General features: G+C 48.8%; 19 protein-coding genes and 1 riboswitch. Of the genes, 10 read left to right on the top strand and 9 right to left on the bottom strand.

Annotated features, from left to right (window positions below; translation table 11 throughout):
• Positions 1 to 358: hypothetical protein (locus BMY80_RS12180; protein ID WP_093140545.1), on the top strand; the 358-nt coding region annotated here is incomplete at its 5' end.
• A gap of 76 nt (positions 359 to 434) precedes the next feature.
• Here the strand turns inward: BMY80_RS12180 and ribB are convergent.
• Positions 435 to 1,100 carry a 3,4-dihydroxy-2-butanone-4-phosphate synthase gene (ribB, locus tag BMY80_RS02130; protein ID WP_031579342.1) on the bottom strand — a complete coding sequence of 222 codons (666 nt, stop codon included), beginning with the start codon at positions 1,098 to 1,100 and terminating at the stop codon, positions 435 to 437.
• A 51-nt stretch (positions 1,101 to 1,151) separates the two neighbouring features.
• Positions 1,152 to 1,271: riboswitch (FMN riboswitch) on the bottom strand.
• A gap of 346 nt (positions 1,272 to 1,617) precedes the next feature.
• Here ribB and BMY80_RS02125 point away from each other — a divergent pair.
• Positions 1,618 to 2,328: a DsbA family protein gene (locus tag BMY80_RS02125; RefSeq protein ID WP_093140543.1), complete on the top strand. Its 711-nt coding sequence runs from the start codon at positions 1,618 to 1,620 to the stop codon at positions 2,326 to 2,328.
• A gap of 365 nt (positions 2,329 to 2,693) precedes the next feature.
• Positions 2,694 to 4,280 carry a tetratricopeptide repeat protein gene (locus tag BMY80_RS02120; RefSeq protein ID WP_093140541.1) on the top strand — a complete coding sequence of 529 codons (1,587 nt, stop codon included), beginning with the start codon at positions 2,694 to 2,696 and terminating at the stop codon, positions 4,278 to 4,280.
• Positions 4,281 to 4,366: 86 nt separating this feature from the next.
• Here BMY80_RS02120 and BMY80_RS02115 read toward each other — a convergent pair whose 3' ends face one another.
• The 5 genes from BMY80_RS02115 to queC form a co-directional block, all read right to left on the bottom strand.
• Positions 4,367 to 5,380, bottom strand: coding sequence for an HNH endonuclease (locus BMY80_RS02115; RefSeq protein ID WP_031579339.1), 1,014 nt, complete (start codon positions 5,378 to 5,380; stop codon positions 4,367 to 4,369).
• Positions 5,381 to 5,453: 73 nt separating this feature from the next.
• Complete coding sequence (traT, locus tag BMY80_RS02110) at positions 5,454 to 6,140, bottom strand: complement resistance protein TraT (protein ID WP_093140539.1); 687 nt, start codon at positions 6,138 to 6,140, stop codon at positions 5,454 to 5,456.
• 305 nt (positions 6,141 to 6,445) lie between these two features.
• Positions 6,446 to 7,141 carry a radical SAM protein gene (locus BMY80_RS02105; RefSeq protein WP_093140537.1) on the bottom strand — a complete coding sequence of 232 codons (696 nt, stop codon included), beginning with the start codon at positions 7,139 to 7,141 and terminating at the stop codon, positions 6,446 to 6,448.
• Positions 7,128 to 7,472 carry a 6-carboxytetrahydropterin synthase QueD gene (gene queD / locus BMY80_RS02100; protein ID WP_031579336.1) on the bottom strand — a complete coding sequence of 115 codons (345 nt, stop codon included), beginning with the start codon at positions 7,470 to 7,472 and terminating at the stop codon, positions 7,128 to 7,130. The genes BMY80_RS02105 and queD overlap by 14 nt, the downstream gene beginning before the upstream one ends.
• A 91-nt stretch (positions 7,473 to 7,563) precedes the next feature.
• Entirely contained in the window at positions 7,564 to 8,250 is a 687-nt protein-coding gene (queC, locus tag BMY80_RS02095; protein WP_093140535.1) for a 7-cyano-7-deazaguanine synthase QueC, read from the bottom strand.
• Positions 8,251 to 8,692: 442 nt separating this feature from the next.
• Here queC and BMY80_RS02090 point away from each other — a divergent pair, with 442 nt between their 5' ends.
• On the top strand, positions 8,693 to 10,819 hold the full coding sequence (locus BMY80_RS02090; RefSeq protein ID WP_093140533.1) for an SEL1-like repeat protein: 2,127 nt from the start codon (positions 8,693 to 8,695) through the stop codon (positions 10,817 to 10,819).
• A gap of 35 nt (positions 10,820 to 10,854) precedes the next feature.
• On the top strand, positions 10,855 to 11,241 hold the full coding sequence (locus BMY80_RS02085) for a hypothetical protein (RefSeq protein WP_093140531.1): 387 nt from the start codon (positions 10,855 to 10,857) through the stop codon (positions 11,239 to 11,241).
• Between the two features lie 70 nt (positions 11,242 to 11,311).
• Here BMY80_RS02085 and BMY80_RS02080 read toward each other — a convergent pair whose 3' ends face one another.
• Together BMY80_RS02080 and BMY80_RS02075 are read right to left on the bottom strand one after the other, a co-directional pair.
• Positions 11,312 to 13,453: a DNA topoisomerase 3 gene (locus BMY80_RS02080; protein WP_177178471.1), complete on the bottom strand. Its 2,142-nt coding sequence runs from the start codon at positions 13,451 to 13,453 to the stop codon at positions 11,312 to 11,314.
• Between the two features lie 122 nt (positions 13,454 to 13,575).
• A complete protein-coding gene (locus BMY80_RS02075; protein ID WP_093140527.1) occupies positions 13,576 to 14,154 on the bottom strand; it encodes a thermonuclease family protein in 579 nt (192 codons plus the stop codon).
• 785 nt (positions 14,155 to 14,939) lie between these two features.
• On the opposite strand from BMY80_RS02075, the gene glgX reads away from it, so the two are divergent.
• The 5 genes from glgX to BMY80_RS02050 all read left to right on the top strand — a co-directional run bounded on the left by glgX (position 14,940) and on the right by BMY80_RS02050 (position 23,951).
• Positions 14,940 to 17,063 (top strand): glycogen debranching protein GlgX, encoded by a 2,124-nt coding sequence (gene glgX / locus BMY80_RS02070; RefSeq protein WP_093140524.1) that lies wholly within the window; start codon positions 14,940 to 14,942, stop codon positions 17,061 to 17,063.
• Between the two features lie 58 nt (positions 17,064 to 17,121).
• Positions 17,122 to 17,619, top strand: a complete 498-nt coding sequence (locus BMY80_RS02065; protein WP_051621868.1) for an Lrp/AsnC family transcriptional regulator — start codon at positions 17,122 to 17,124, stop codon at positions 17,617 to 17,619.
• Between the two features lie 317 nt (positions 17,620 to 17,936).
• Positions 17,937 to 21,644, top strand: a complete 3,708-nt coding sequence (locus BMY80_RS02060) for a DNA translocase FtsK (RefSeq protein WP_093140521.1) — start codon at positions 17,937 to 17,939, stop codon at positions 21,642 to 21,644.
• Positions 21,645 to 21,946: 302 nt separating this feature from the next.
• The gene (lolA, locus tag BMY80_RS02055; RefSeq protein ID WP_177178470.1) at positions 21,947 to 22,570 is read left to right on the top strand and encodes an outer membrane lipoprotein periplasmic chaperone LolA; all 624 of its coding nucleotides are present in this window, start codon (positions 21,947 to 21,949) and stop codon (positions 22,568 to 22,570) included.
• Positions 22,551 to 23,951 (top strand): replication-associated recombination protein A, encoded by a 1,401-nt coding sequence (locus tag BMY80_RS02050; protein ID WP_093140515.1) that lies wholly within the window; start codon positions 22,551 to 22,553, stop codon positions 23,949 to 23,951. The genes lolA and BMY80_RS02050 overlap by 20 nt, the downstream gene beginning before the upstream one ends.
• Before the next feature lie 366 nt (positions 23,952 to 24,317).
• Here BMY80_RS02050 and BMY80_RS02045 read toward each other — a convergent pair whose 3' ends face one another.
• Positions 24,318 to 26,786, bottom strand: coding sequence for a PKD domain-containing protein (locus BMY80_RS02045; protein ID WP_093140512.1), 2,469 nt, complete (start codon positions 26,784 to 26,786; stop codon positions 24,318 to 24,320).
• Positions 26,787 to 26,931 lie beyond the last annotated feature (145 nt).

The following is a 26,931-nucleotide window of genomic DNA, read 5'->3' as shown; positions in this document are numbered from 1 at the left end:
GATGCATCTCAACAGCAGTCGTAACATTTACATACGTCATTTAAGTATAGGTGAACATCTGACGTGTCTGGAATTTCCTCACCATCAGTTACGCTGTCCGTCATGCGGTGCTACCAAAAGTCAGAATATTCCCTTCAAAGCTCAGGGGCACATGATTACGGAACCTTTGCACACATATACCAGAGATCTATTGGCTAAAGGAACCTACACCAACAAACAGGTGGCAGAAATCACCGGTCTCGGTGAAAACGTGGTAAAAGACATTGATAAGAAAAGGCTTCAGGAGCTTTATACAACCGACGGAGCGAGTAGGAAGAAGTACATCAGGAATCAGCGATCACATAAAATTAATGATTGAGCCATAAAACCTGAAAAAAGAGAAGGCTCTTACCTCACGGCAAGAGCCTTCTCCGTTATAAACCGGACGTTCTGACTTATACGTTGTGAGCCTTTCTGTAGGCTACGATATCAAGAATGCTTACAACGGTCATGTTGTGCTGAAGACCGAAGGCCACAACCTGCGGAAGTCTTGCCATGGTGCCGTCATCATTGGTCAGTTCGCAGAGAACACCGCTCGGATTGAGACCGGCAAGTCTTGCGAGATCCACTGATGCTTCGGTATGACCGTCACGAACCAGCACGCCGCCTGTCTTTGCGGTCAACGGGAACACGTGACCGGGATGACTGAGGTCTGAAGGCTTGGCATCAGGATTGATGGCAGCCTTGATGGTGGTAAGACGATCGTGTGCGCTTACCCCGGTGGTAACGCCCTTTGCGGCTTCAATGGTGATGGTGAAGGCGGTACCGTATGAACTGGTATTGTTGCTTACCATCTGAGGTAATTCAAGCTGCTTCATTTTTTCTTCAGGCATGCACAGACATACGATACCTGAGCAGTAGCGAATCATCATGGCCATCTGGGCTTCAGTCATTTTTTCGGCTGCAAAAATGATGTCGCCTTCGTTTTCCCTGTTTTCATCGTCTACAACAAGTACACCGTTGCCTTCACGCATGGCCTGCAATGCAAGTTCTACGCGCTCTTCCGGTGTGTCTGCAAAAATCTCTAATAAGTTACACTGACTCACAATCTGACTCTCCATAATTTTTTACGTAGGTCAGGGCTAATTTGTTTGCAATAAAACAAAGCAGAAAACTACTCTCTTCTATCCGGACTGTAACCGTCGGCTCAGGATTTTCACCTGAATCTTACCTGTAAAGGCTCGCGGGCTGTCACCGCCGGTGGGGATTTTCACCCCGCCCTGAGAATGTGTGATATTTTACAATAAATTAAGCCGGTATACATCAGAAAAACCGATATTGAGGGCATTTTTTTCATCTGAATATTCAGTTGTTTGCCGCCGGAGGAAAAGAGAGTATCATGATGAAACGGAAGTCCTTCGGAATACGCCGTGAACAGGCGTGAAAAAACTTCGAGCCGGCTTCAGGTACTGATCCGTGTATATATCTCAATTTTTGTGATTAATAGATCGCGAAAACGTGTTTATACCCGATTTTTTGCTATAATCAACCATCGTGTTACGGCCTTTTCAGGCGGAATGAGCGTCTGGCGGGAACGTGACTTGAATAATGTTCAACCATTGCATTTAAGGTTATTTTATGAAACTCCGCACTTTGTGTACTTCTTTGGTTCTGGCTTCCGTTTTATCAGCTCCGGCTTTTGCGGAATACTCAAAGAGTGATATTGAAAAAATCGTTCATGATTACATTGTGAATAATCCAGATGTTTTAATTGAAGCCTCAGACAACGTAAAGCGTCGTCAGATGGAAATTCAGAAGCAGAAGCAGGACAAGATGATTGCGGAAATTATCAGCAACAAACAGTTCCCTCAGTCAGGTCCTGCCAAGGCCAAGCATACCGTTATTGAATTCTTCGACTACAACTGCGGCTACTGCAAGAAGGCCAAGCCTCTGTTCATTGATCTGCTGAAGGAAAACAGTGATACCAGATACATCTACATGGAATTTCCTATCCTTTCGGAAATTTCCAGTACCGCAGCCAGGATCGGTGTGGCCATCTACAATCTGGACAAGGCAAAGTACGTTAAGTACAACAATGAACTGATGACCAGAAATTCACGTCTGAGCAACGAGGTTGAACTCCAGGCTCTGGTTGAATCACTTGATCTCAACTGGAAGGAAGTAAAGCAGCTGTCAGAAAGCAAGGATGTTGAGGAGGTTCTTGCCGATATCCGTTATGCAGCCAGTGAACTTGACGTAAGCGGTACTCCTGCATTCGTAATCGACGGAGAGGTTCTCCGCGGTGCTCCAAGAAGCAAGAATGACATCAAGAGACTGTTAAAGAACTGATGGAAATCAGGTTCATTAAGTAACAGGTGAGAACAGCCCGCCGTCAGCCGTAAGAACTGACGGCGGGCTGTTTTTTTTTTTTCGGCATAAGCATCATCGGTTCAGGCGTAAAAGATAAACACGGTGTTCCGTTCTCACGGTGTGTTTTTCAGAATGCGGTCACGGCTTGTCCTTCCAGGTCATTACACGGAGATTTACAATAGTTAACATTTAATAAAAATAATATATGAGTTTAATCTTATAATTTTTTAAATGTTATTAACATTTTTGGTCAGTTTGAGATAATTAAGATAGCGGTTCTGTAGATACTGTTGTTTTTTTGTTGATTCAATCATTGCAAGAACGGGTTAAAAGGTGGCTGAGATATGAATTCAACCGGATTTTATCAGACAGTTTTTAGTAGCAGAAAAAGAAGATTTTACGGATTGTTTTCCTGCAGTGCCATGATGCTGTGCGCTGCGTTTTTCATGACCGGTTCGGCCGAGGCATCCAACTGTAAGAGCATTACGCTTCGTGAAGGTTATTTAAGTGACTTTTCCGAAATAACCGAAGAGCTGGACAGATCCGTACTTTACGGTTCTCTGGATAAGCATTCGGACAAGGCCGATCTCATTATAAAGACACTTGAACGTGACTGCAGTCATAAGGACAGCGAGGCATGCATCCGATTGGGAGACATCCATTACTTCGGAGAGCTGGCAAACTTTCTGATTAAGGAGGATCTGTGCGATCATCCTTTTGATGAGGTTGACAGGAGGCTCAGAAAACGTTCGGCCTTCTACTACGGTCAGGCCTGCGATCTGAAGATTCCGGCGGGCTGCGGCAGTACCGGACTTGCCATGGAGTCGTTTGTTTTTGACGCAAAGGAAGCTGAAAAGGTGGCAAAGGTTTATGAGAAGGGCTGTAATCTCGGAGATAAACTTTCCTGTTCAAGACTTGCCATGATTTACTACACCGGATACGGTGTGGTAAGAGACAGACAGCTTGCCTATGATTATCTGAAAAAATCGGAAGATTCTGATTTTTCCGACGTGTACGACCTTAAAGGACTGTTCCATTACAACGGTGAATTTCTGGCGCGCGACCCTAAACTTGCTTTTGAAAACTACAGAAAGGGCTGTGACTCCGGCAGCGGGTTCTCCTGCGGTCAGCTGGGGGCTCTTTATTACACCGGTAATTCCGCGGGAAAGAACATGGAAGCCGCCATGGCCGCTTTTGAAAAGGGCTGTTCCTTGGGGGACGGCAACTCCTGTTTCTATGCCGGAAGTTCTTATCTTAACAGAAAGAACTCAGACATCGATTATAACCGTGCATATCAGTTCTTTGACGACGGATGCGATCTGGGAGAGGCGTCATCCTGTTTTTATCTCGGTTACATGAATGAATACGGTCTGGGGGTTAAGAACGATTACCGTCAGGCTCTGATTTACGTAAGAAGAGGATGCTCATACAGGGATGAGCCGGCCTGCAGAAAGCTCGGGCTTCCGCCGAGCTATCTTCTCTTTACCTTAAAGAACAATCTTAACAGGGCGGTTTTAGGTCCTGAGGAAGACATGGTCATTGACGAGAACATGGAACCGTCCGTAACGAGAATGCTGGCGCAGCTTACTCATCAGTGTTCACAGAAAATTGCTGATGCCTGCAGCTTCCTGGGGGAATTCTATATCGAAACCAGGGACGCATCAGGCAGACTTCAGGTTTTAAAAGCCACCGATTACATGAAAAAAGGCTGTGACCTGCAGTATGCTGATGCCTGCTACAATCTCGGCATGCTCTATTATGAGAGTTTCATAGCCAGTCACAGGAAGGAGGAGCTGTTCTACGCCAACACTTATTTCAGGGATGCCGCAAAGTATTTCCCGAGCATGAGAAATTCCTCCATGTACAACCGGACCAGCGTGATTCTTGATTACTTTGATTCAAGTCCGAAGGTTAAAACCAAAAAGCAGTAACTGACGGGTTTTTCACCATGACGGTATAAAACAGAGGCTCCGCAGGTGCGGAGCCTCCTGTTTTAAGAGATGCTTTCCCGTGAAAGTCAGAGTCTGAGATTTCCTGAATATTCCTTCAGACCGCTGAGTCTTGCGTACTGCCACATTCTGTCCAGCAGGTCGTCGGAATAGCATGCGAAATCATTCCTGACAATGATGTCATCCGACTGCATGATGATTCTGTTTCTGTCTTCGATTTTCAGCAGCAGATCCCTGTCAGGCAGGCGGTTGTTCTTTCTTTCGTTGCAGGTCGGACAGGCCAGTACGAAATTCCAGAGCTTATCGTCTTTGACAAAGGACCACGGGATGAAATGGTCAACGTGAATCCCCGTATCCTTAAGTTTTCTGCCGCAGTAGAAGCAGGTGTTTTCCTCAAATTCCTTTCTGAGTATTTCACGGTAGAATGACAGGTCGCTGCGCTTTGGAGTGGCAAGTTCCAGTTTATCCAGTACGCGAACCACCATGCTGTCCTGATTTACGCGTTCCAGAAATTTGGCCCAGGAGTAATAGTTCAGTTTTTCCAGTTCGGTCTTGTATTTAAGCATGAACTCGTAAACCGTACGGTTCAGGACAAGACCCGCATCCTTCAGGTCAAAGGAGTAGATAATGCCGTCAAAATCACTGTAGAGGGCGCCGATGACGTATTTCTTGCATTCATCGGTTACCTTCCTGATGACTGATTCAAGTCTGATTTCATCAAGAGAACTGAACTCAAGAAAGCTCAGCAGTGATTCACTGCCGACGGCCTCCTTAAGAATGGTTTCCACTTTTGAGTATACTGATTTGCCGTCAGGCTTCATCTGTCTGAGATCATATTTAACCACCAGATTCCAGTAGTTTTCGGCAAAACGGGCAAAAAGCTGCCGGTAGGAAAAGAAAATTCCCTCGCTGCGTTCACTTCCGTTGAAGGCATTGTCCAGAAGTGATTTGATAAGTCCGAACTTATAGGTGTTTCTTTTGGAGCATGATTCTGAAAAAACGTAATTAAACAGAGACCAGATATGATCCTCCGTCGGTCTGTAATCCGTAATCGTGCCGTTTTTTAGATTCCATCCTGCCATGATTCATGCCGAGTGTAAAAGAGCCGTCCGGCCGAAAAGAGAGGAAGAATATAACGGCGGAACGGCGCATGTGTTAATGACTTATAAGCTGAGACAGCCCCTCTGATACATGCTCGAACATCTGATTCGTTGCCTGCATCTTGTTCATGTTCAGCTGCTGACCGGAAACGGTAATGGTGGTCTGGTAGGTGTCATAGTCCCGAAGACCGTTCTTCTGTCTTACTTCAATGTCGGCACTGTACATCAGTGTGTCGATGGAATTGCTGTCATCTATCGCATATCCCACACCGGCACCTACAAGTCCAAGAATTATAGGCAGAATGCTGAGTCCGGGATGATAGTTGTTGGTGGCCGCAATCACGCCGCCTGTTGCCGCGCCGATGACGGTGCCGGCAACCACGCCGCCGGTGGAACCGTTGCTTGTCGAATCAGCCGAGGAGATGGTTCCGTAAATGATGATGTCGGCATCGGCTGCGGAGTAGGTAATCGCCATGTTCGGCTGAGAGGATATTCTCGGAATCAGCTTTGAGGAGAATACGCTGTCAAGTCCGGACCCTGACAGATCCCTGAGGTTTACGTAAACCGTTTCGGGAATTCTGGACGCAGGCTGCAGATGAAAGGTGTTGGAGTAGTTCATCCGGATATTAAGATCACGGTATTTGGAAAGATGCTGTCCGGAACTGGTGCATCCGGTTGTTGCCGTCATGCAGCCAAAGGCCAGAACAGTACCCACGGCCAGACATTTTGCGATATTTTTCATTTAAAACTCCTTCCTGCTGTCAGGTTTCTGGATAAAAAGAAGTTAACGGAAAAAAGAAAAGTGACTTATATCCTGCAGGCGTACGAAACCGCATTAATTATTATGTATATACTTACTATTATGATACAGAAACTGACGGTTTAGTTCTCCGGAAATTAAAAAAAAGTTCAAAACGAGAACTGAATTGTATTTGCCGTCAGGTAAGAGAAGATATCAGCGTTTTCCTGTTCTGTCTGCAGATGGCTGAAACAGCGGATAAGAAGGTCCGTCTCCTGCTGCTTCAGTCATAATGAAACGGCAGGTGATTACACGCCTCTGAGATTCGGATCCCAGATGTATTTGTGCATCTGCAGCTGAACCCTGATTTTTGAGGTGTCCGTTTTTTCGGTCCATGAAAGGAGCTTTGCAACGATTTCCTTCGGTTCAACCCTGCCAAACACTGCGGAAAGATAGATGAAGCACTGCGGTCTGAATTTCGTGATGACCTCAAGAGTGCGGTTAAAATCCTCCTCTGAACCGATGACAAACTTCAGTACGTCATTCGGGCGCAGAAGTCCCGGATTGTCAGTGTCCATTTTCTCCTCTTCACCGCTTGAAGGCAGTTTGTAGTCACAGCAGAAAATGAGTCTGGAAGCGCAGGGGAGCTCAAGATAACGGCCGAGATTTACAGAACCGTTGGTTTCGATGTTCACCAGATAACCTGCGGCGGTAAGAACTTCGAGAAGCTCTTCCGCGTTTCTGCGAAAAAGAGGTTCACCGCCGGTCAGAGTAATGTTGCGGATGGAGCCGAAGGATCTGACCTTTTCCAGAATTTCCCCGGCGGTCATATTCCTTCTGTCGTCAAAATCCCATGCGTACGAGGTGTCGCAGTAGGTGCAGCGGAGGTTGCAGCCGCACAGACGGACAAATACGGCCAGCTCACCGGAAAGTGTTCCTTCCCCGTTTACCGAAGCGAAGATTTCGTTTACCGGAAATACGGCGGCTGAATTACTGCTGTTCATCTTTTTCGTATGAGGCGGTATTGTCAGGACTTTCTTCAACGTCAACCCTGTAGCAGAAAGGCTGCAGCTGCTGACAGATCCAGTAGGCGATGTTTTCAGCGGTAGGGTTTACCCTGATGACATCATTGATAAGCTTGTGGTCCAGGGCGTCCTTTACCACTTTTTTGATATGGGAGAAATCCATGACCATGCCGTTCTGGTCAAGGGTTCTGCTTTTCAGATATACGTCAATCACCCAGTTGTGTCCGTGAACAGAGGAACACTTGCTTTCGTAATCAAGTGTCAGAAAGTGGGCCGCGCTGACGACAATACGCTTTTTTACCTTATACATTATTTGTTCTGGCTCCGGTATGGCAGCGGCTACCGGTCTGTTTTCCGCTGCACTGTGTTTATTCTTTGTTTATTCTCTGAACCGCAGGCGGCTATTCGGCCATCAGCGGGTCAACGGCATTATTCAGCCTGAAGGCATTGAGACGGTCAATGCAGGTGCCGCAGGTCCCGCACGGCTTTTCTCCGCCTTCATAACAGCTCCAGGTCAGTTCGTATGGAACCTTCAGCTCCAGACCGATTTTCACGATGTCGGCCTTGTTCCTGTTGATGAAAGGGGCGTAGAGTTTTATTTCTCCGCCGGTTCCCTCGTTAATGGCGTTACCCATATGCTTCACGAACTCTTCGGAACAGTCGGGGTATGCCCTGCCGGCCGCGTCATCGAGATGAGCTCCGTACCATACCTCGGATGAGCCGTGTATCTGTGCCATGCCGGCGGCCACGGAAAGCATGATGCCGTTGCGGAAAGGCACGTATGTGCTTACCATGCCGGCTCCGCCGATGTCCCTGAGCTGTTCGGCATAGCTGCGGTGTTCAATCGCTTCGGAGGAATTCTTCATCAGCGAGCAGTTGGATCCGGCAAATACTTCCGCCAGATTCATGATTGTAAGGTTTACCTTATAGTAATCAGCTACAGCTTTGGCAGAGTTTATTTCCCTGTCATGTTTCTGTCCGTAATGTATGCATAAGGCCGACACGTTGTCGGAACCATACCGGCTGACTGCCAGTGCCAGGCAGGTTGAACTGTCGAGCCCGCCGCTTAATAATACGGTTATTTTCACGATAATAGTGTCCTGAAGATTTAAGAACCTACGCTGTCACCTAAGGTTTTTTAATAAAAAATCCGATATGCACGCCGTCTGCCCTGGGCTCCGGAATGCGTCCGGCACCTTTTGCGGGAGGGGTAAAACACCGTTTACCGGCTGTAGCGTGCTGCCGGCAGATATTATATTTTATTTGACTGCAAAAATACAGTATTAAGGAAACAACATATTACTGCCGGATGTCTGACGAATGGTGCCTGAAAACTTCTTTTTTTCTTATTACTCACGGTTTGGACATCCGGCTGTTTAAATCATCTTCCTTCAGGTGCTATGATCACCGCCGGACGCATGTGTGACAAAGGCTTGAGTCATCTGTCGGAAAGGTGTTTTCATGGAGACTGAGGCCGGGCGTGAGTGAGCGCTCAGGTGTGCCGTCTTCCGAATCCTGCAGGTTTTTTTCATGATGATGCATTCAAGATTGTTTTTTAAAGGTGCTGTTTTTCTTCTGGCTGCATTTGTTCCGGTATTTGCCGAAGCATCGGCCGCGGACTGTCGCAGCGGTACGGACTGCTTAATAAAAGGGCGTGATATTTACAACGCCCTGAATCCCGGAAAATCTGATTTTGTCGCGGATGAGGCCGTAAAAGACGCTAAAACAGTAGAACAGTTTTCAAAAGCCAGGGTTTATTTCATGACTGCCTGCGAGCAGAATGTCGCTGCCGGATGCACATATGCCGGACATCTCTACGTGATAGGCGTGGCGAACATGGTAAGTTATGACAGAGCCCTGGAGTATTATGACAAGGGATGCAGGCTCGGTGACGGCGACGGCTGTTCATATATGGGGAAAATGTATGCCACCGGCAATGCCGTGGGCAAGGATCACGGACGCGCCCTGGAATATTTCAGAAAATCCTGTGAGATGAACAGTGCCGACGGATGCAATACTCTTGGAACTTATTATCGGGACGGCCTCTTTCTGGATAAGAACCCGGTGAAGGCAAAAGCTCTTTTTGAAAAAGCCTGTACTGCGAAGAAGTTCATGGGGTGTGTGAATCTCGGTGACCTCTACGGCTCCGGACTCGGCGTGGAAAAGAATTATGTCCGGGCTGGGGCTTTTTATGAGACCGGATGTAAAAACGGAAACGGAGAAGGATGCGTCAGACTGGGAACCTACTATGAACAGGGACTGCTGCCCGGTGGAAATCATAAAAAAATAAGATCTCTTTACGAACAGGCCTGCAGCTTGAGGATTCCGGAAGGCTGCCTGAAAACAGGAAACATGATTTATGAGGGTAAGGGGCAGCCAGTTTCATATTCCGGCGCCAGAATTTTCTACGACAAGGCCTGCAGTCTCTCAGATGGTGAGGGCTGTTACCGTCTGGGTAAAATATATGATCGGGGAATCGGTATAAACCAGAGTATCATTATGGGGCTTCTTTATTACAGTAAAGCATGCAGTCTTGATTATTACGATGCCTGCGTCACCATGGGCAGACGTTATGAAACAGATCCCAGACTTCGTTATCAGAACGGCACGGCTGCTTTCTACTACAGTCACGCATGTGAACTGGGGAATGGACAGGGGTGTGCGGATTACGGTTATCTGATGGAGAAAGGCCTGAGCAGAGGAAACGGTGATCCTGAAAAAGCAAAGGAATACTACCTGCGTGCCGTGGAACTTCATCACGGATCCGGATACGGCTACATAGGTGCCATGTACGAGTTCGGCAGCGGAGTTGAGACGGATTATCTTAAGGCCGGAGAAAATTACAGACTTGCCTGTGATATGAAATTCGGTCCCGGATGCACGGGAATAGGGTATCTTACGGAAAACGGACTGGGGGTCGGTTTAAGTGAATCCAGAGCCTTGGAATTCTATGATAAGGCCTGCATGCTTGAAGACGGTGAAGGCTGTTTCAGAATCGGCAGGCACTATTACGAGCTGTTCAGCAGTACCGGAAAACACGAGAACATGGTGGATGCCAGCAGATACTATGAAAAATCCTGCGATCTCAACCACGGTTCAGGCTGTGAACGCATGGGAATGCTGTATAAAACCGGAGAATCAGGGATTCAGAGCAATGACAGGGCTCTGATGTATTTTCGCAGGGCCTGCATGCTTGAAGACGGTGAAGGCTGTCTGGGACTCGGCGGTTTATATGAGGAAGGCAGGGGAACCAGGGCTGATGACGGGGAAGCTCTTCATTATTACAGTCTGGCCTGCGCAAAAGAGTCAGGTGCCGGCTGTGCCATGGCTGGAAATTTTTATGAAAACGGCAGGGGGGCGGAAATCAGTATTGAAAAGGCCGGTGAGTTTTATGACAGATCATGCTCACTTGAAGAAAAGTCGGGGTGTCTGAGAATGGCGGGGCTTCATGCTGATGCGCAGAATACTGCTGAGGCGGAAAAATATCTGAGACTTGCCTGCAATCTTGATGACGGGGAAGGATGCTACAGACTGGGGCTTCTGTACAGTGAGAATGAAAGGTTCGCGGAAGCCGGCAGGTATTTTGAACGTGCCTGTTCCCTAAATTCCGAAAAAGGATGCCGAAAGACCGGGACCATGTCCGCGGAGAAAAAGTGACACGGAGAAAAACAATGAAATACCGGAAATTTTTTATGATATCTTTGCTGACGGCGGTTCCGTTTCTCCTGTGGTCAGCTTCTGCCCTGGCTCAGTGGAACGTCATTTATGAAAATGACGGCAACGTGACGTATATGGATGATGACAGCCTGAGGATTGTGGAGATTCTGGATTTCGGCAGAACCCGTCAGTTAACCATGACAAACATTCAGGAAATCCTTTCCGCAAACAGCTGTTCAGAACCGAGTACTCTGTATGTCAGGAGCAGGCCTGTCTATCATTACATATGCCGCGACAGCATTCAGGTATTCCTGGCGGACGGATCGGCCGGTCCTCTTCAGTTCGGAGGGATCTGCACCGAAAAAAAAGACTGCGACGCCATGGAGAATTTTGTGAAGGAATATCTGAAAAAGCCGGACTGACCGGATAATCTGCCAAAAAAACGTCTGCCGTTTTTTAACCGTGTCTCTACGTCTTATCCGGAATTTTCCGTCAGGCGGTCTGTCCGCGGCGTTTCCTCGCAGCTACGGTCTTCACGGATGAGGTTCCTGAGCCTCGGGCGGCTTTTCTGCCGGAAGATCGTCCTGATGTTTTTCCGGCTCTTTTTCTTCCCGAGGTTTTTCCTGCATAATATCTTCCTGCAGCCGCCGGTGCAGACTGTCTGGTGCTCTCCTCGATATGTATCGGAATATTGCGGTTGTCTTCGATTATTTTTCCTATCCAGCCGGTAATGTGCGACATGAATCTTTCGTAGTCCATGGTTCCTGTTGCAATCATTTCAAGTCCCTTCTCCCAGCGTGCGGTTACGCCCACATCCTTGATTATCTGGGGCAGGGCATGAATCATTGAGGTGCCTTTTTCCGTCGGCAGAATATATTTGCCTTCATAATAAAGATAGGAACGGGCAATCGCATTGCCTATGATGTCGGCTCTGGTTGCCGGAGTTCCAAGACCGTCGGTTTCCTTCAGAATCTTTCGGTCTTCGGGATCCGTCACGTATCTTGAAATGTTTTCCATGGCTCCGAGGAGCGTGGCTTCGGTAAACGGTACCGGAGGTCTGGTGGTCTCAATGGAAGGATGAAGCATGATGAGCGTATGCACGTCTCCTTCTTCGGTAACCGGAAGAACCCGGTTGATTTCCTCTTTCGGTCCGCTTTCCTGCTCATCATTCGGCTTCTTGTAGTCGGACTGCTCCTTATCGGAGTCTGCGGCGTCATCCCTGTTTTTCGGCAGATAGAGAGCCTTCCAGCCCGGAACCGTAAGTTCACTTGATTTAGCATGAAAATGTTCGGTGTCCGCCACCAGTGTTATGGCTGCCTGTCTGAATACCGCTTCAGGCATGAACAGCGCCGTAAAGGAGTTTCTTATCAGGTTGTAGATGTTCATCTCATCGGAACTGATTCTCTGTCCGGAAATCGGTACTGATGTGGGAATAATGGCGTGATGCGCCGTTACTTTGCCGGTGTTGAAGGCGTAATGACGGGCGGACGGATCTATTTCGCCGGTAAAGGCGCTGAAATGTCCGTCGCTGCCGCAGGCCGCCAGAATTTCCGGGGCCTCATCATGAATTGAGGCCGGCAGATATCTGCAGTCGGTTCGCGGATAGGTGGTAAGTTTTTTTTCGTAAAGAGACTGGGCAATGTCCAGAGTCTTTTTGGCGGTGTATCCGAATCTGCGGTTGGCGAACTGCTGCAGAGTGGTAAGGTCAAAAGGCAGAGGCGCCTTCTGCTTTTTGTTTCCCGAGGTGTATTGTTCCACCACGAACTGAGACTGACACAGTCTGTTCATCAGCTCCTTCATGTATTCGGGATTCGTTACATAACCGCCGGCATCAAGTGCCTCATCCTTCGGTTCCCACTTTGCCGTATAGGTGCATCCGGCAAAATTCATTTCGGCCTTCAGCACATAGTACTGACGGGGAACGAAGTTTTCGATTTCGGTCTGTCTCTGAACCACCAGGGCTATGGTAGGGGTGGTGACCCTGCCTATGTTGAGAACCGTTCTGGCTCCGTTCTGACTGGCGGTGACGGTAAAGAGACGGGAGAGGTTCATGCCCACCAGCCAGTCTGCTCTGGAGCGGGCGAGAGCCGCCTGATACAGATTGTAGGTGTCGGCTCCGTCCCTTACGGCCGCCAGGGATTTTCTGATGGATTTGTCGTCAAGAGCGGTAAGGCAGAGGCGTTTGAGCGGCCCTCTGTATCCCGCATATTCGTCCAGCACCAGTCTGGCAATGGCTTCACCCTCGCGGTCGAAGTCGGTGGCGATGGTTATGAGGGAGGCGGAATTTATCAGCTTCTTAATGGCCTGAAGCTGTTTTGTAACCTCAGGATCCTTTCTGGGTGCGGCCCTGGATCCCGGTTTTCTTTTGGCAAGTCTTGCCCTGTATTTCCAGATTTCGGGAACAATGGGCAGGGTGCCGAGATTCCAGTGCTTCCAGTTTTCCGAATATTCATCCGGCAGATAAAGCTCGAGAAGATGACCGAGACACCAGGTGACTCCCACCGTATCGGCCGGATTGCTGATGTGGTAATCGTGCTTCGTGCCGAGATTCAGTACCCTGGCAAGATCCCTTGCCTGTGACGGCTTTTCACAGATATAAAGATTTTCAATGGTTTTTGTTCGGGCCATGTTCATGCTGCCGGACCTCCTCCTCATTTTCTTTAACTCTGATCCGGGGAGGGAGCCCGATTCCTCTTAATGTAATGCCAGTCGCGGCTGTCGGGATATTGTACCTTATGCCGGGACTGATGACAGTGTTATTTTCTGCGTTTTGCCTTTTTTGAATGGCGGTAAACTGAAGGTTCCGTCGGATTCGGATATTTCCACAGGCCGCGGCGGTTCTTTCTGGCCGATGCTTCAAGTCCGGTATAAATTCTGGCTTCATTTCCCGAAAGGTAGCGGCGGAAGGCCCAGGCGTTGCCTGATTCGACCATCTTCTGATTCACGTTGATTCCGTTCACGTGGATAACGGACAGTTCACGTCCGTATCTGTCCGTTCCGAAGGTTGTCACGCTGACCTTCTTCCTTAAAACCAGTCCCCGGAGATATCCGCCGGATTCCTGACCGTACTGCTGAGACTTTTCCGGCGCATCAATGTTCTTCAGTCTTATCTTGTGCGCTTTTCTGTCACTGCCGAGGCATTTTACCGTATCTCCGTCTGAAACACGGATAATGGTGCAGGAATAGCTGTAGGAGGTCACGGCCTTCTTTCGGTGTTTTGCCGCTTCGGCCGGGGCAGTCAGAAAAAGAGAGGTTATTAACAGGGAAAGCAGAATTTTTCCGGATATTCTGAAAAATCCGCGGTGCCGTCCGTGACTGATACCGGTTATGGTCATGTGCTGTGTCCTTTATGCATGGAGTGGAAAAATACGGAAAACCTGTTCCGTGATTCATAATTTCATTCTACAGTAAAAAAATCATTTGAGAATAAAATTTAATCCTGTTTTTCTTCCGAACCGGCAATAAGGAGATCATGAACTTTAGGCGTTTTTACGGGATCGGAATTTTCCGGACGTTTTGTCTAAATACTACATTTTGAACGTTTCTGTTTTATATCTTAAACGGATGCGTATTTATTTTATTGCTTTATTTGGGCTGATACGGCCCTGTTTTTTTAGATAGGAACGACATATCAGAATATAAAGTAAGCAAAGTGGCCTGTAACTGTATAATTATTTTCTTTTTTGGATATTTATAGTATAAAATTCTAACTGTAAAGGTTTTCATGCGTGATCCGGAGGCCGTTCACGATGTCTGACACCCGGAGCCGCCGTCAGGACCCGGCGGTAGGCGTTACCTGAGATACTGAAAACCATATGTCAGAAGAAAAACATATATAAGAATTTAAACAGACAGAAATAATAAAGCATGTCTTCATAAGACATGAACAATAAACATTTGTAAAGGAACGGAGTATCGGGGATCGGCATCCCCCGCACTCACGATGATTTCGCAGTCGATGACCATGGGACTGATGAACGGACGTCGCGGAATCGGAAAATAGTTCAAAACAAAGCTGATTTTTCTAACAAGCGATAAAACTGAAAGTATTTCTTACGGGATTTTGCATCAAACGAATGAAAGTCGGGGCGACTGTCCCTGATGATAAAGCAGGTTTCTTATGATACACAAAAAAGATATACTGGGCGGTCACTGTCGTGATTTGGGTGCTACCATTGAAAAACATGGCGTAAACTTTGCCATCTGGTGTCGCAATGCCAAGGTTATGGAGCTGCTCCTTTTCAAGGATGTCAACGACGATGAACCTCAGGTTATTGAACTCACTGCTGCCAAGCACCGCAGCTCTTACTACTGGCATGTCTTCATCAGGGGACTTAAAGACGGTCAGCATTACGGCTGGCGTGTCAAGGAGGTTCTGCACAACCGTCCGGGCATGCTGTTTGACCCTCAGAAGGTTCTTCTTGACCCATACGGAAAGCGCATAGTCTTTCCTGACAACTACAACCGTACCTTCAACCAGTTTGTCGGTTCAAACGTGATGTTCTGTGCCAAAAACGTGGTTGTGGACATGAACAGGTACAACTGGAACAACGACGAGAGTCTCAATACCGAGCAGACCTCCAGCGTAATCTATGAAATGCACGTGGCGGGTTTCACCAAGGACAGAAGTTCGGGACTTCCGGATAAAATCCGCGGAACCTACAGGGGCGTTATCGAAAAGATTCCTTATCTCAAGGAACTCGGAGTCAACGCGGTCGAGCTTCTGCCGGTTTTCCAGTTTGACAGATTCGACGCCTCTCCGGGAAAGAACAACTACTGGGGCTACAGTCCGATGGGCTTTTTCGCCATTCACGGAGAGTATTCATCACGCAGGGACGTGTACGGTCCCCTGGATGAGTTCAGAGACATGGTGAAGGCGCTGCACAAGGCGGGAATAGAGGTTATTCTTGACGTGGTGTACAACCATACCTCGGAAGGCGGAGATACAGGTCCCATCTATTCATTCAAGGGACTGGACAACAACGCCTACTACATTCTTGACGAAGGTCAGCGCTACAAGAACTACAGCGGCTGCGGCAATACGCTCAATTCCAGCCATCCGATGGTTAAGAGAATGATTCTGGACAGTCTGCATTTCTGGACCGAGGAAATGCATGTTGACGGCTTCAGATTCGATCTGGCCTCTATTCTGTCACGCGCCACCTCGGGCGAGCCGTTAAACGATCCTCCGACCACACTGTTCATCGCGACGGATCCGCGTCTTGCCAAAATCAAGCTTATCGCCGAACCGTGGGATGCGGGCGGACTTTATCAGGTGGGCAGAATGGCCGGCAAGAAGTGGCGTGAATGGAACGGTCAGTTCCGCGATGACGTGAGATGCTTCATCCGCGGTGATGAAAACATGATTCACCGTCTGGTTAACCGTCTCCTCGGCAGTCCGGACATCTACCGCAACATTGATGACGACCCGCAGAAGAGCATCAACTTCATCACCTGTCATGACGGCTTCACCCTCTGGGATCTGGTATGCTACAACCAGAAGCACAATGAAGCCAACGGTGAGCACAACAATGACGGCAACAACTGCAACTTCAGCTCAAACTACGGTGTTGAAGGCGAAACCGATGATAAGGAAATCACGGCTCTGCGCATGCGTCAGGTAAAGAACATGATGCTGCTTACCATGTATGCCATGGGCACACCGATGATTCTGATGGGGGATGAGGTGCTGAGAACCCAGCTGGGCAACAACAATGCCTACTGTCAGGACAACGAGATAAGCTATCTCAACTGGAACCGATCCAAGCGTGCCGAAGAGATGTTCCAGTTTACCCGCAAGCTGATTGCCAACCGCGTAAACCGCGGCAGCAGCATGGACAAGGACAAGCTGTCCATCAGAAATCTTGCCGAGGCCATTGAAAAGAACCAGGTGACCTGGCACGGTGTTGAACCTTACCAGCCGGACTGGTCTCCGACCTCTCATTCCATCGGCATGTGCGTATATTCAGAATCATCCGATTCATATTACTACATGTTCATTAACTCCTACTGGGAAGGTCTGCACATCAAGATTCCTAACGTGCCGAGCAACCACAACCTCAAGTGGCTCAGAATAGTGGATACCTCTCTGCCGTCTCCTGATGATTTCCGGAATGATCCGAAGCAGATGGAGCGCATAGGTCATTTCTACTATGTGGCAAGTCACACCATACTGGTGCTGGTTTCCGAAAAGAAGGCTCCGGTAGAAGAGAAAGCCGAAGAGGAAGAGGCGGAAGAAGTGTAGTGGAGTGTAACAGCCGCGGCGGATCCCCGGGGACTTTGCCGCGGCAGGCAGGTGGCATATGGACAAAAACATGGATTCAGTCAGGGGACTTGATTTCGGACGCGGCGGCAGGCATGTCAAGGCGCCGGATGAAACGGATCTGAAAATACTCAGTGAACTGCGGAACAACGGCCGCATTTCCAATGTTGATCTTTCCAAAAAGATAGGTCTGAGTCCGACCCCCTGTCTTGAGCGTGTCCGTTCCCTGGAGAATTCCGGATACATTACGGGCTACACTGCCAAACTCAACTACAGTCTTCTGGGACAGTCGGTTCTTTTTCTGGTGATGGTTAAATTCGACAGGCGTGTTCCGGGAGCCGTGGAATCCTTCAGAAGTTTTGTGAACGGTAATTCGCGGATTTTCGGATGCATGTTCATCACCGGAGCCTTTGACTGCGTTCTGAAGGTCAGGGTAGGGGACGTGGATGAATACAGCGGATTTCTGCGCTCGGAACTCTCCGCCCAGCCGGGGATAGCCGAAATTCAGTCTTCGGTGGTTCTCGACAGCATTGAATAACCGCTTCCTGTCATGATGCCTGAAGGAAATCCTCTGATTCTTTCAGGCATTTTTGTTTTTTATGCTCTTTTTCGGCAATTTTGTGCTGTTTATTTTATGTTCAGTCTCTTGATTTTGTGACATGAATCTTAAAAATCAGGCCGGTGTTCCGGCCTGATCTGAAAAGTCAGTCTTAAATTCAATCGAATTATATATTCAAAATTGTTATATATCGTTTATTCATTTATAATTACCGTGGTTTAATGTTTTTTACTGATATATTGCATGTTGTGTTTCTGATATTTCTTATAAGAATTCAGATTTAAAGGTGGTGTATTTTGTTTTCTAGCGGTAATAATCCAGATACCTTGTCCAAAGGTATATTAAAGGAAATTATCTTTATACTCCTTCTGTTTTTATTTATTCTTTTACTGTGTGCGCTGCTCAGCCATAATCCCGACGACAACAACTGGAGTCCGGATATCGCCAACCATACCCGCATCAGTAATGCCATGGGCTATTTCGGAGCCAGGGTTTCCGAAACCATGTTCCAGTGGTTCGGCAAATGTGCCTATATTCTGCCGTTCCTCATGCTTTACGTAGGCAATATTCTGCTTGCCAGAGGGCAGAGCATTCTCAGATACAACTTCGGCATTGCCGGAGTGCGTATTCTCGGACTCAATCTGGTGATTGTTTCCCTGTGTTCACTTGCCACCAAGGTATCTTTTCTGGAAGGTGACGATTTTGCAGGGGGAGGGCAGCTGGGCGTAATCTGCTTCGATCAGCTTTATGCCATGATGGGCTATAACGGTGCCATTCTCATGTACATAGTGCTCCTTATCATCGGTATAATCTGTGCCACCGGCTGGTCTCTGTCAGCCATCTGCGGTGCCGTGGGAGCCATTGTGCTGGCCGTATTTGATTTTCGCAACAGCATGGCCTACCTCGGAGAGCTCTTCAGAGGAGGCGGCAACGGTCGTTCAGGCAGTGCCGACGGTTTATATTCCGACGAGGATGAGGAAAACTACGACGGCAATATCTCCTTTAATCTGGTTGATGAGGATTCAGGAAAGGTCAGTATCGAGGTTCCTAAAGAGCTTATGGCTCAGTCTGAGCCCCTCGAAAAGACTCCTGATCCTGCAGTCGTAACTGAGCAGGCACCTGCGGCGGATACGGCCGCACCGGCAGATGACGGCATCACCGTTCCCGATGATCTGGTGGACTTCTCTAAGCCTAACATCGCACCGAGGAGTGATGATCTGTCAATTCCGGGACTCGGCTCCGCCAATCCTGACATCCAGCGTCAGGCTCCTGCCCAGGCAAAGGCTCAGCCGCTGAATGACGGTGACAGAATCGAACCTACTCTGGATCTTTCAGCCGTAGACGGTCTGGTTTCTTCAGGAAACGGGGTTTCATCATCTACTGCCGAAGACTGCGGCGGGGCAACCTTTGCCGCCTCTCATCCTGAAATGGCTGCGGCCGCTTCCGCTTCAGTAATTCCTGAAGTGGCAAGAAGCATGGCCGGTGACGTGCCTGCCGATTTCAAATCAGCATCACTGCCTCCTTCAGCTCCTGCTCCTGAACCTCAGGTTCAGACCGGTACCGGCAGGTTCTCATCCTATGCTGCTCCGGGACCTTCACCAATCAAGACTCCGGAAAGGGTGACTCCTCCTGCCGACGGCGTGCTCAGAACCGCACAGGGCGAGCCTACCACTCTCGGCGAACCGGTAAAATATGCCAGCTCCTACGTTCTTCCTCCTCACGGTCAGGAAAACGCCGCTGACACCGCTCCGGAAAAAACAGCCGGAATCGTTAATGAAGAGGCTCCGGCAAATCTCAGTGCCGCTGACGTGAATCTTGAAGCCTCAACCGACAGGGATGCCTCTTTAACCAATCTCAATCCTGACGGTGCCGGCAGCTTTGTCATCAAGAATGACGAGGCCGCTGAAAGACATCCTGAAATCACCTCCCGTCCGCAGCCTGAAAAATCAGGTTTTGAACGTGTTGAACCTCATTTCAGCGGTTTTGACGGTGAACATGCCGGCCGCTCACTCGGAGAAGCGGTACATGAAGCATCCTCAGGCTACAATCCTTATGCAGACGAGGAAAGAGCCGCATTCGGCGGCAGCCGCGGTGACGATGCAGATTCCAGAACTGAAGAATTTCTGAGAGCAGTCGGTGAAAACGGCATATCTCCGTATGCCACCAGCTTTAACGACAGGGAAGCCGCTTCAGGCAACGTAATTGATTTTGCAACCATTCAGCACAGCCCTGAAGGTCTTGAACCGATTCCTGCCGGCTTTACCATCGTGAACAAGCCGAACGCCGGTGAGAATTACGGCGCGTCTTCAGCACCTGCAGCCGCTCCGCAGAACAGGGATACCGAAAGAAACGGTGACGGCGCCAGATTCGTAAGCCATGACGATCTTCCTGATGCCATCAGATATAAGTCAGGTCATTATGAATATGACAGCGGCGAAGAGCTTTCAACTTTCCCAAGCACGGCGATTTTCAAGGCTCCTACCGCTCAGAAGGCCACCAGGGAAGCAGATATTCAGGCTATGATTACCAGACTGGACAACGCTTTTGAACAGTATCGCATTGAAGCTCACGTGGCTGAAGAAACAGTAGTGGACCAGTACGGTCAGAGCAAGAGAGTAAAGCTTTACAAGACCGGTCCGGTAGTAACCCGCTTCTTCATTGACCTGGGCACTACCCCGCTCAACAAGATTCAGCGTGTGAGTCAGGATCTCGCCAGAAGTCTGCTGGTCCCGTCCGCCCGCGTGATTCCTACCATTCCCGGAACCGCTTATGTGGGTATTGAAATTCCGAACAGCGATCGTCACACCGTAAACATGAGAGAACTTCTTGAATCAGAAGTGTTCAGAAACGCCAAGGGTAATCTTACCGTATGTCTCGGCAAGGACGTTGAAGGCAATCCTGTGCTTTACGATCTGACCAAGGCTCCGCATCTTCTGGTTGCGGGTACAACAGGTTCAGGTAAGTCAGTAGGTATCAACACCATGCTGGTTTCCCTGCTGATGAAGCTTACCCCGGATAAGCTCAGACTTATCATGGTTGACCCTAAGATTCTGGAATTTTCCGTATACCGTGACATTCCGCATCTGCTCACTCCTATCATTACCGACATGTCCAAGGTTATGGGCGTGCTGAAGTGGGCCTGTGACGAAATGGATCACCGTTACATGCTTCTTGAAAGAATCGGTGTGCGCGCCATTGACAACTACAATGAAATCATCCGCAGCAACATCGCCAGGGGCGTGGTTCTGAAGGACCCTACCTGGAAGCCTTCAGACAGCATGGACATGGAAGCTCCGGCACTTAAGCCTCTTCCTTACATCCTCATCGTTATCGATGAATTCGCCGACCTGATTATGCAGAAGGCAAAGCAGAGAGGTGAGCTTGAAAGTCTGGTTGCCCGTCTGGCTCAGAAGGCGAGAGCCTGCGGTATCCATCTTATCCTTGCCACACAGTCTCCTAGAAAGGAAGTTATTACCGGTATCATCAAGAGTAACTTCCCAAGCCAGATTTCCTTCAAGGTTAAGTCATCAATGGAATCACGCATCATCATTGATGAAATCGGTGCTGAATCACTTCTCGGCCGCGGTGACATGCTGATTAAGTTCAATGACGGTACCAACGTTACCAAGCGTGCTCACGGCGCCTTCATCTCCGATGAGGAGGTAAACGCGTTTGCCGATGCATGGCGTGCGCGCGGCAAGCCTGAGTATGTCGACATGATCAGCAGCTACGGCGAGGAAGAAGACATGTCCGGTGCCGCCGGTTCCGTCGGTTCCGCTTCATCTTCTTCATCAGCAAGCGATAATGCCATGTATGACAGTGTCGTTGAATTCTGCGGTGAACTCAAGAGAGCCAACAAGAACTTCAGCGTATCGGTTATTCAGCGTCATTTCGCCATAGGTTACAACCGTGCCAGCCGCATCGCCGACAGACTGGAGGAAAACGGCATTATTTCCGCACCTATAGGCAAGACCGGTATCAGAGAAATCCTTGTTGATTTCTAACGGACCGTAAACGATTATCCGATATATCATACAGAGCCCCGCAGTTGCGGGGCTTTTTTGCAGGAGAGGAAACATGCATGGATCTTAACCGTCTTCGTCCTGTACGGCGGCGCGGTTTAATATGAACAGATGGCGGATATACATGCATGGATGCATGTATATGGTGAACTTTCGGCATGGACAAGCGGTCTATATCACTGCGTGCGGTTGTTTCGTCTTCGTCTGAACCTGCTGTTAAAACAATTGCAACGGGCTCAAAAAATTTTTATCATATTGGCATCTGTAAATCAGGATTGATGAATATGGTTAAACACTTAAAATATATTCTGGGTGCGGCTCTGGTACTGGGGCTGACTTCAGAAGCTGTCGCAGGTGACAGAGAAGTTCTTCATAAGATGATTTTTGAGAAAAAATCATTAAGCGTCAACTTTGCGCAGACCGTTTTTTCTGCCGACAACAGGGTGCTGCAGGAACAGAGCGGCCAGCTTTTTCTCCTGAGACCTAATTATTTCAGAATGGATACCGTGGAACCGGATGCAAGCACCATTGTGGCGGACGGCAGCGATGTTTACAGCTATGACGAAATGCTGGAACAGGTAACCATCTACAGTTTCCGTCAGCAGCTTGACAGATCTCCTCTGATGCTGGTCATTTCAGACGATGAATCACTCTGGAATGAATACAGTGTGACCCGCGGATCAATGGACAGCTTCACCGTGATGCCGAAGAATCAGAATGCAAACGTGAAATCAATGTCTCTGAGCTTCGGGCAGGACAACGGGCTTAAGGAACTGAGATTCGTGGAAAACGACGGTAAATACAGTATCTACAATTTCACTCCGATTAAGGATTCCGAACTTACGCCGTCTGATTTCAAATACGCCATTCCGGAAGGAGTAACCGTAGATGATCAACGGTCAAAGTGATCTCTTTGAAGAGGACGCCAGAGCAAAGGGCAGCAGATTCAGGGAAGAACATGAACCGCTGGCCGCCAGAATGCGTCCCCGTACCATTGAGGATTTCATAGGACAGGATGATATTCTTGGAGCTGACAGCATTCTCAGAAGAGATCTGGCCGCCGGCCGCTGTTCATCCATGATTCTGTGGGGACCTCCGGGTGTCGGTAAAACCACGCTTGCGGAAATATTCGCGGGGGCTGTCAACGCCAGGGTGGAACGTCTGAGTGCGGTAACCTCCGGCGTGAAGGAGATTCGTGCCGCCATTGAAAAGGCTGAGCATAATCTTTCCAACGGCTACAGAACCGTTCTGTTTGTGGATGAGGTGCACCGTTTCAATAAATCACAGCAGGACGCCTTCCTGCCGTACATCGAGAACGGCACGATTATCTTTATCGGCGCCACAACTGAAAATCCGTCCTTTGAGCTTAACAGCGCCATTCTTTCAAGAGCCAGGGTTTACGTGCTCAGGTCTCTTTCCAAAGGCGATATCGAAAAGATTATCATGAGGGCGGTTTTAAGTCCGGCAGGACTTAAGAACGACAACGTGGTTTTTGAGCAGGGGGCACTGGATGCCATTGCCGTAATGTCCGGCGGTGACGCGAGACGTGCTCTCAACATTCTTGAAATTGCCGCCGGTTCGGCAGTTCCTGACAAGGAGAATCAGAAGGTCATAACCATGAGGATTCTCTCTTCAATCGGCAGTGAGAAGATTTCAAGATATGATAAGAAAGGTGATGACTACTACGATTTAATCAGTGCCTTTCATAAATCGGTAAGAGGTTCAAGCCCGCAGGCCGCACTTTACTGGTTTGCCAGAATCGTGGCAGGCGGCGGAGACCCTCTGTATGTGGCCAGACGACTGGTGGCAATTGCTTCAGAGGACATCGGCAGTGCGGATCCTCACGCCATGGGCATAGTTCTTGCCGCCTGGGACTGCTACGAAAGAGTGGGCAGGGCCGAAGGTGAAAGGGCCATAGCCGAAGCTGCCGTGTACTGTGCGGTGGCTCCGAAAAGCAATGCTCTGTATACCGCATGGAACAGCGTGCTGAAATTCGTGAAGGAAAATCCTGATTACGATGTTCCGATTTATCTGAGAAATGCTCCGACCAAACTTATGGAAAATCTCGGATATCATCAGGGATACCGGTATGCGCATGACGAACCGGGAGCATATGCCGCCGGGGAGTGTTTCCTTCCTCCTGAAATAAGACACATGGAATGGTACGTGCCCAACGACCGCGGTTATGAGCAGTATATTCAGAAAAAAATCAGCTATCTGAAAGAACGGGACAGGACTTCAGACAATAAGCGTTATCCTGAGGATTTTGCTGAGAATTCCGGTAAGTGATGCTGTTTATGCAGGGAGAAAGCGGGCGGCTGCCCGCTTTTTCCATATTATGAGCTTTCAGTTTCTGCGGGATTCTGCGGGAACGGACAACAGCCGGAATTCAACCTGAAAACTTCCGTTAAAAGTTATTAAAGTCTTAAGAATCAGTGAACGCTGATTACGGAAAACCGCATGAAAAGACTGTCGCGGACGGGATTTTATGAGAATTCCAGATTATTCGGAATGACCTGAACTGAAGAATAAATGCCGGTGATTCGGCATATCCGGATACTTATGTTCAGAACACTGATTTTTCCGATAAAAGATAATCAGTGTCCGATGTTTTCCGGTCAGGTGGTTTGACCGGAAAACTTTTATAACCTCCTGTTACTGTACGTTTTCGAATGAGTAGCTCATGTCAGCATCCTTTACCTTTAAGGTATAGATACCTGAGAGAGAAGTATATTCGTCACCTGAGGTGGAAGTGTTTACGGTGAGCTGTCCGGCAACTCCTGATGAACCGTAAATGGTGCTTCCGCTCCATGAACAGCCGTCCACAACCTTGAATCTCTGGCTGGCTGAACCGTCAAGATTTACGGTGACTGTCCAGTAGCCGGTTGATTCGTTGTAGGTCATCTGGTCAAATGTCCAGCTGTTTGAGGTACCTGCATAGCAGAGACTTCCCCTGGTCTGGTCGATTACGGTTCTGTCGCTAACGGTAACTGACTGTGATACGGTGCGGCTTGCAGCGCCCCTGGCGTCGGTTACGGTAAGAGCGATTACATAGGTACCGGCTTCATCGTAGGTTACTGAAGGATTCTTTTCAGTTGATGAGGTGCCGTTGCCGAAATTCCAGTAGTAGGTCAGAGCATCATTTTCCGCATCGGTTGAAGCATCGGTCAGGGATACTGAAAGCTTGTCAGCTTCGTAGGTGAAGGCAGCTACAGGTGCGGTATTGTCCAGCTTGTCCATAACATAGGTCATGTCTGAATCCCTGATTCTCAGAGCATAGTTTCCGGTAAGTGAGGTATATTCGTCACCGGTGGTTGAGGTATTTACGGCAAGCTGTCCCTGATTGCCTGATGAACCGTATACGGTACCGCCCCATGAGCAGTGTTCGGCAACCTTGAAGCGCTGGTTTGCTGAACCGTCAAGGCTTACGTTGAGGTTCCAGTAACCGGTTCTGACGTCATACTTCATCTTTTCAAGAACCCATGAGTTAGAGGTGCCGGCATAGCAGAGATTTATTCTGGTGTTCTGAGTGCCGCTGAGACATTCGGAAGCATCAGGATTCAGCTGACAGTAGCAGTATTCATCTGATGAATTTGCCTGACAGTAGGATAGACAGTAGCCGTTAACGTCAGTGGTTTCATTCTTGCAGAGGCATTCGGTGCCGGTAGGGTTGGAATCGCACGGATCAGGAACCTTGCCGCACCACTGTTCGTCGCTGCAGATGGCCATGGCGGACTTTGCCGGAATGGTCAGGGTAACGGTGCCTGAGGTTACGGAAACGTCGGATCCGCAAGGTGTGTTCTTAGGATCGTAGGTTCCGAGAATATCACAGTAGGTACCGTCAGACATTGAGACGTTGAAGGTACGGGTTACGGAAGAAGATGAGGTGTTCATGGCGTAGAAGCCCCTGGCACCGCGGTTGAACCAGAGTACGCCGTCATCATAACCCTGTGAGGTTACGGCTTCGCCTCTGGTGGCTCTGGCAAATCTAGGAGCATTGAGCACGTACGGTACACGGTGCTGACACAGCCAGCCGCCTTCACAGCGTGCGGCGCTTAAAGGACCGCCCTGGTCGTGATAGGTGAAGGAGTAACCGGAATAAACCTGTCTTACTGTACCTACAGGCCATACGGACATCCATGACTGTGCCAGATGGTAGTTCACGTTGTTCTGAGTGCCCATGGAGCAGGTTCCCGCAGAACATCGGCCGGCTTCATTGTCGTGATTGTTTACGAATACTTCGGCATTGCTTCCGAGATAGGTGGACAGACTGAGCGCTTCGCCGTAATTGCCGTCACCGAAAGCGGAGGCAATCTGTCTTACGTAATCGAAGTCGGTTACCACGGCATTGTTTATATAGGTGTATTTCTCAGGCTGAATGTCCGCTGCTTCGCCGTCTGCTCCTATAACCTCAAGGTATGCAGGAGGGCGCTTGCCGGTGATATTGGCAGTCTTGGCAAGTATGGACTCAATGTCGGTGTATCCCATGTGCTTGGCGGCATCGATGCGGAAACCGTTGATTCCCATATTCATCAGATTAGCCAGGTAGTAGGCGATTTTGGTCTGGGTTGAATCCCTGTCGGTAGCGTGGTCAGGAAGGCCGTTGAGAGCACAGTAACGTACCTGTCCGGCGTCGGCGTAGGTGGTAATGGCACATCCGGTATGGAAGTCGCTTGAATCAAAGCCGTCGGCATAGCTGTATTCCGTGTAGTAGCTGCCGCCGATACCGGTGCCTGAACCGCCGCCTCTCTGGTTGAGAACAGCGTCGGCAAAAACCTTTACTCCGGCATCGTTACAGGCCTTGATCATGGCTCTGAGCTCGGATTCATTACCTTCCATGGTGGTGTAGTTGTAAAAGTTGACCGGCTGATAGATTGCCCACCACACGTCGTTGCGGTTTATGTGTTCTGCAGGCTGGGAAATCTGCACCCCGTCAAAACCGCCCGGCCCGAGATATTCAGTACATTCCCTGGCAATGTTGTTGTAGGTCCACTGGAACGGGTGAACGATAACCATTTCCTGTTCGTAGGACTCGGCATTGGCACCGGAGGCTGACATGGCGGTTACCATGGTTGAAATGGCAAGGGCCAGCATTTTAAGCTTGTTAGAATTTTTAAAGTTCATTATCCATTTTCCTTCTGAATTGGGTAATTATTTTTCATGCATGGAATGTTGACATTCCTTATGTTTTGTTTTTATGTTGATTTCTTCACTTTTTATATTAAGTGTTTTTAATGTTTTTTTATAATTATTGTATGGAGAATGATAA

It is taken from the genome of Ruminobacter amylophilus, assembly GCF_900115655.1.
GTDB lineage: Bacteria > Pseudomonadota > Gammaproteobacteria > Enterobacterales > Succinivibrionaceae > Ruminobacter > Ruminobacter amylophilus.
The sequence above is the reverse complement of the archived record's forward strand: the minus strand, read 5'-3'. Positions and strand labels throughout refer to the sequence as shown.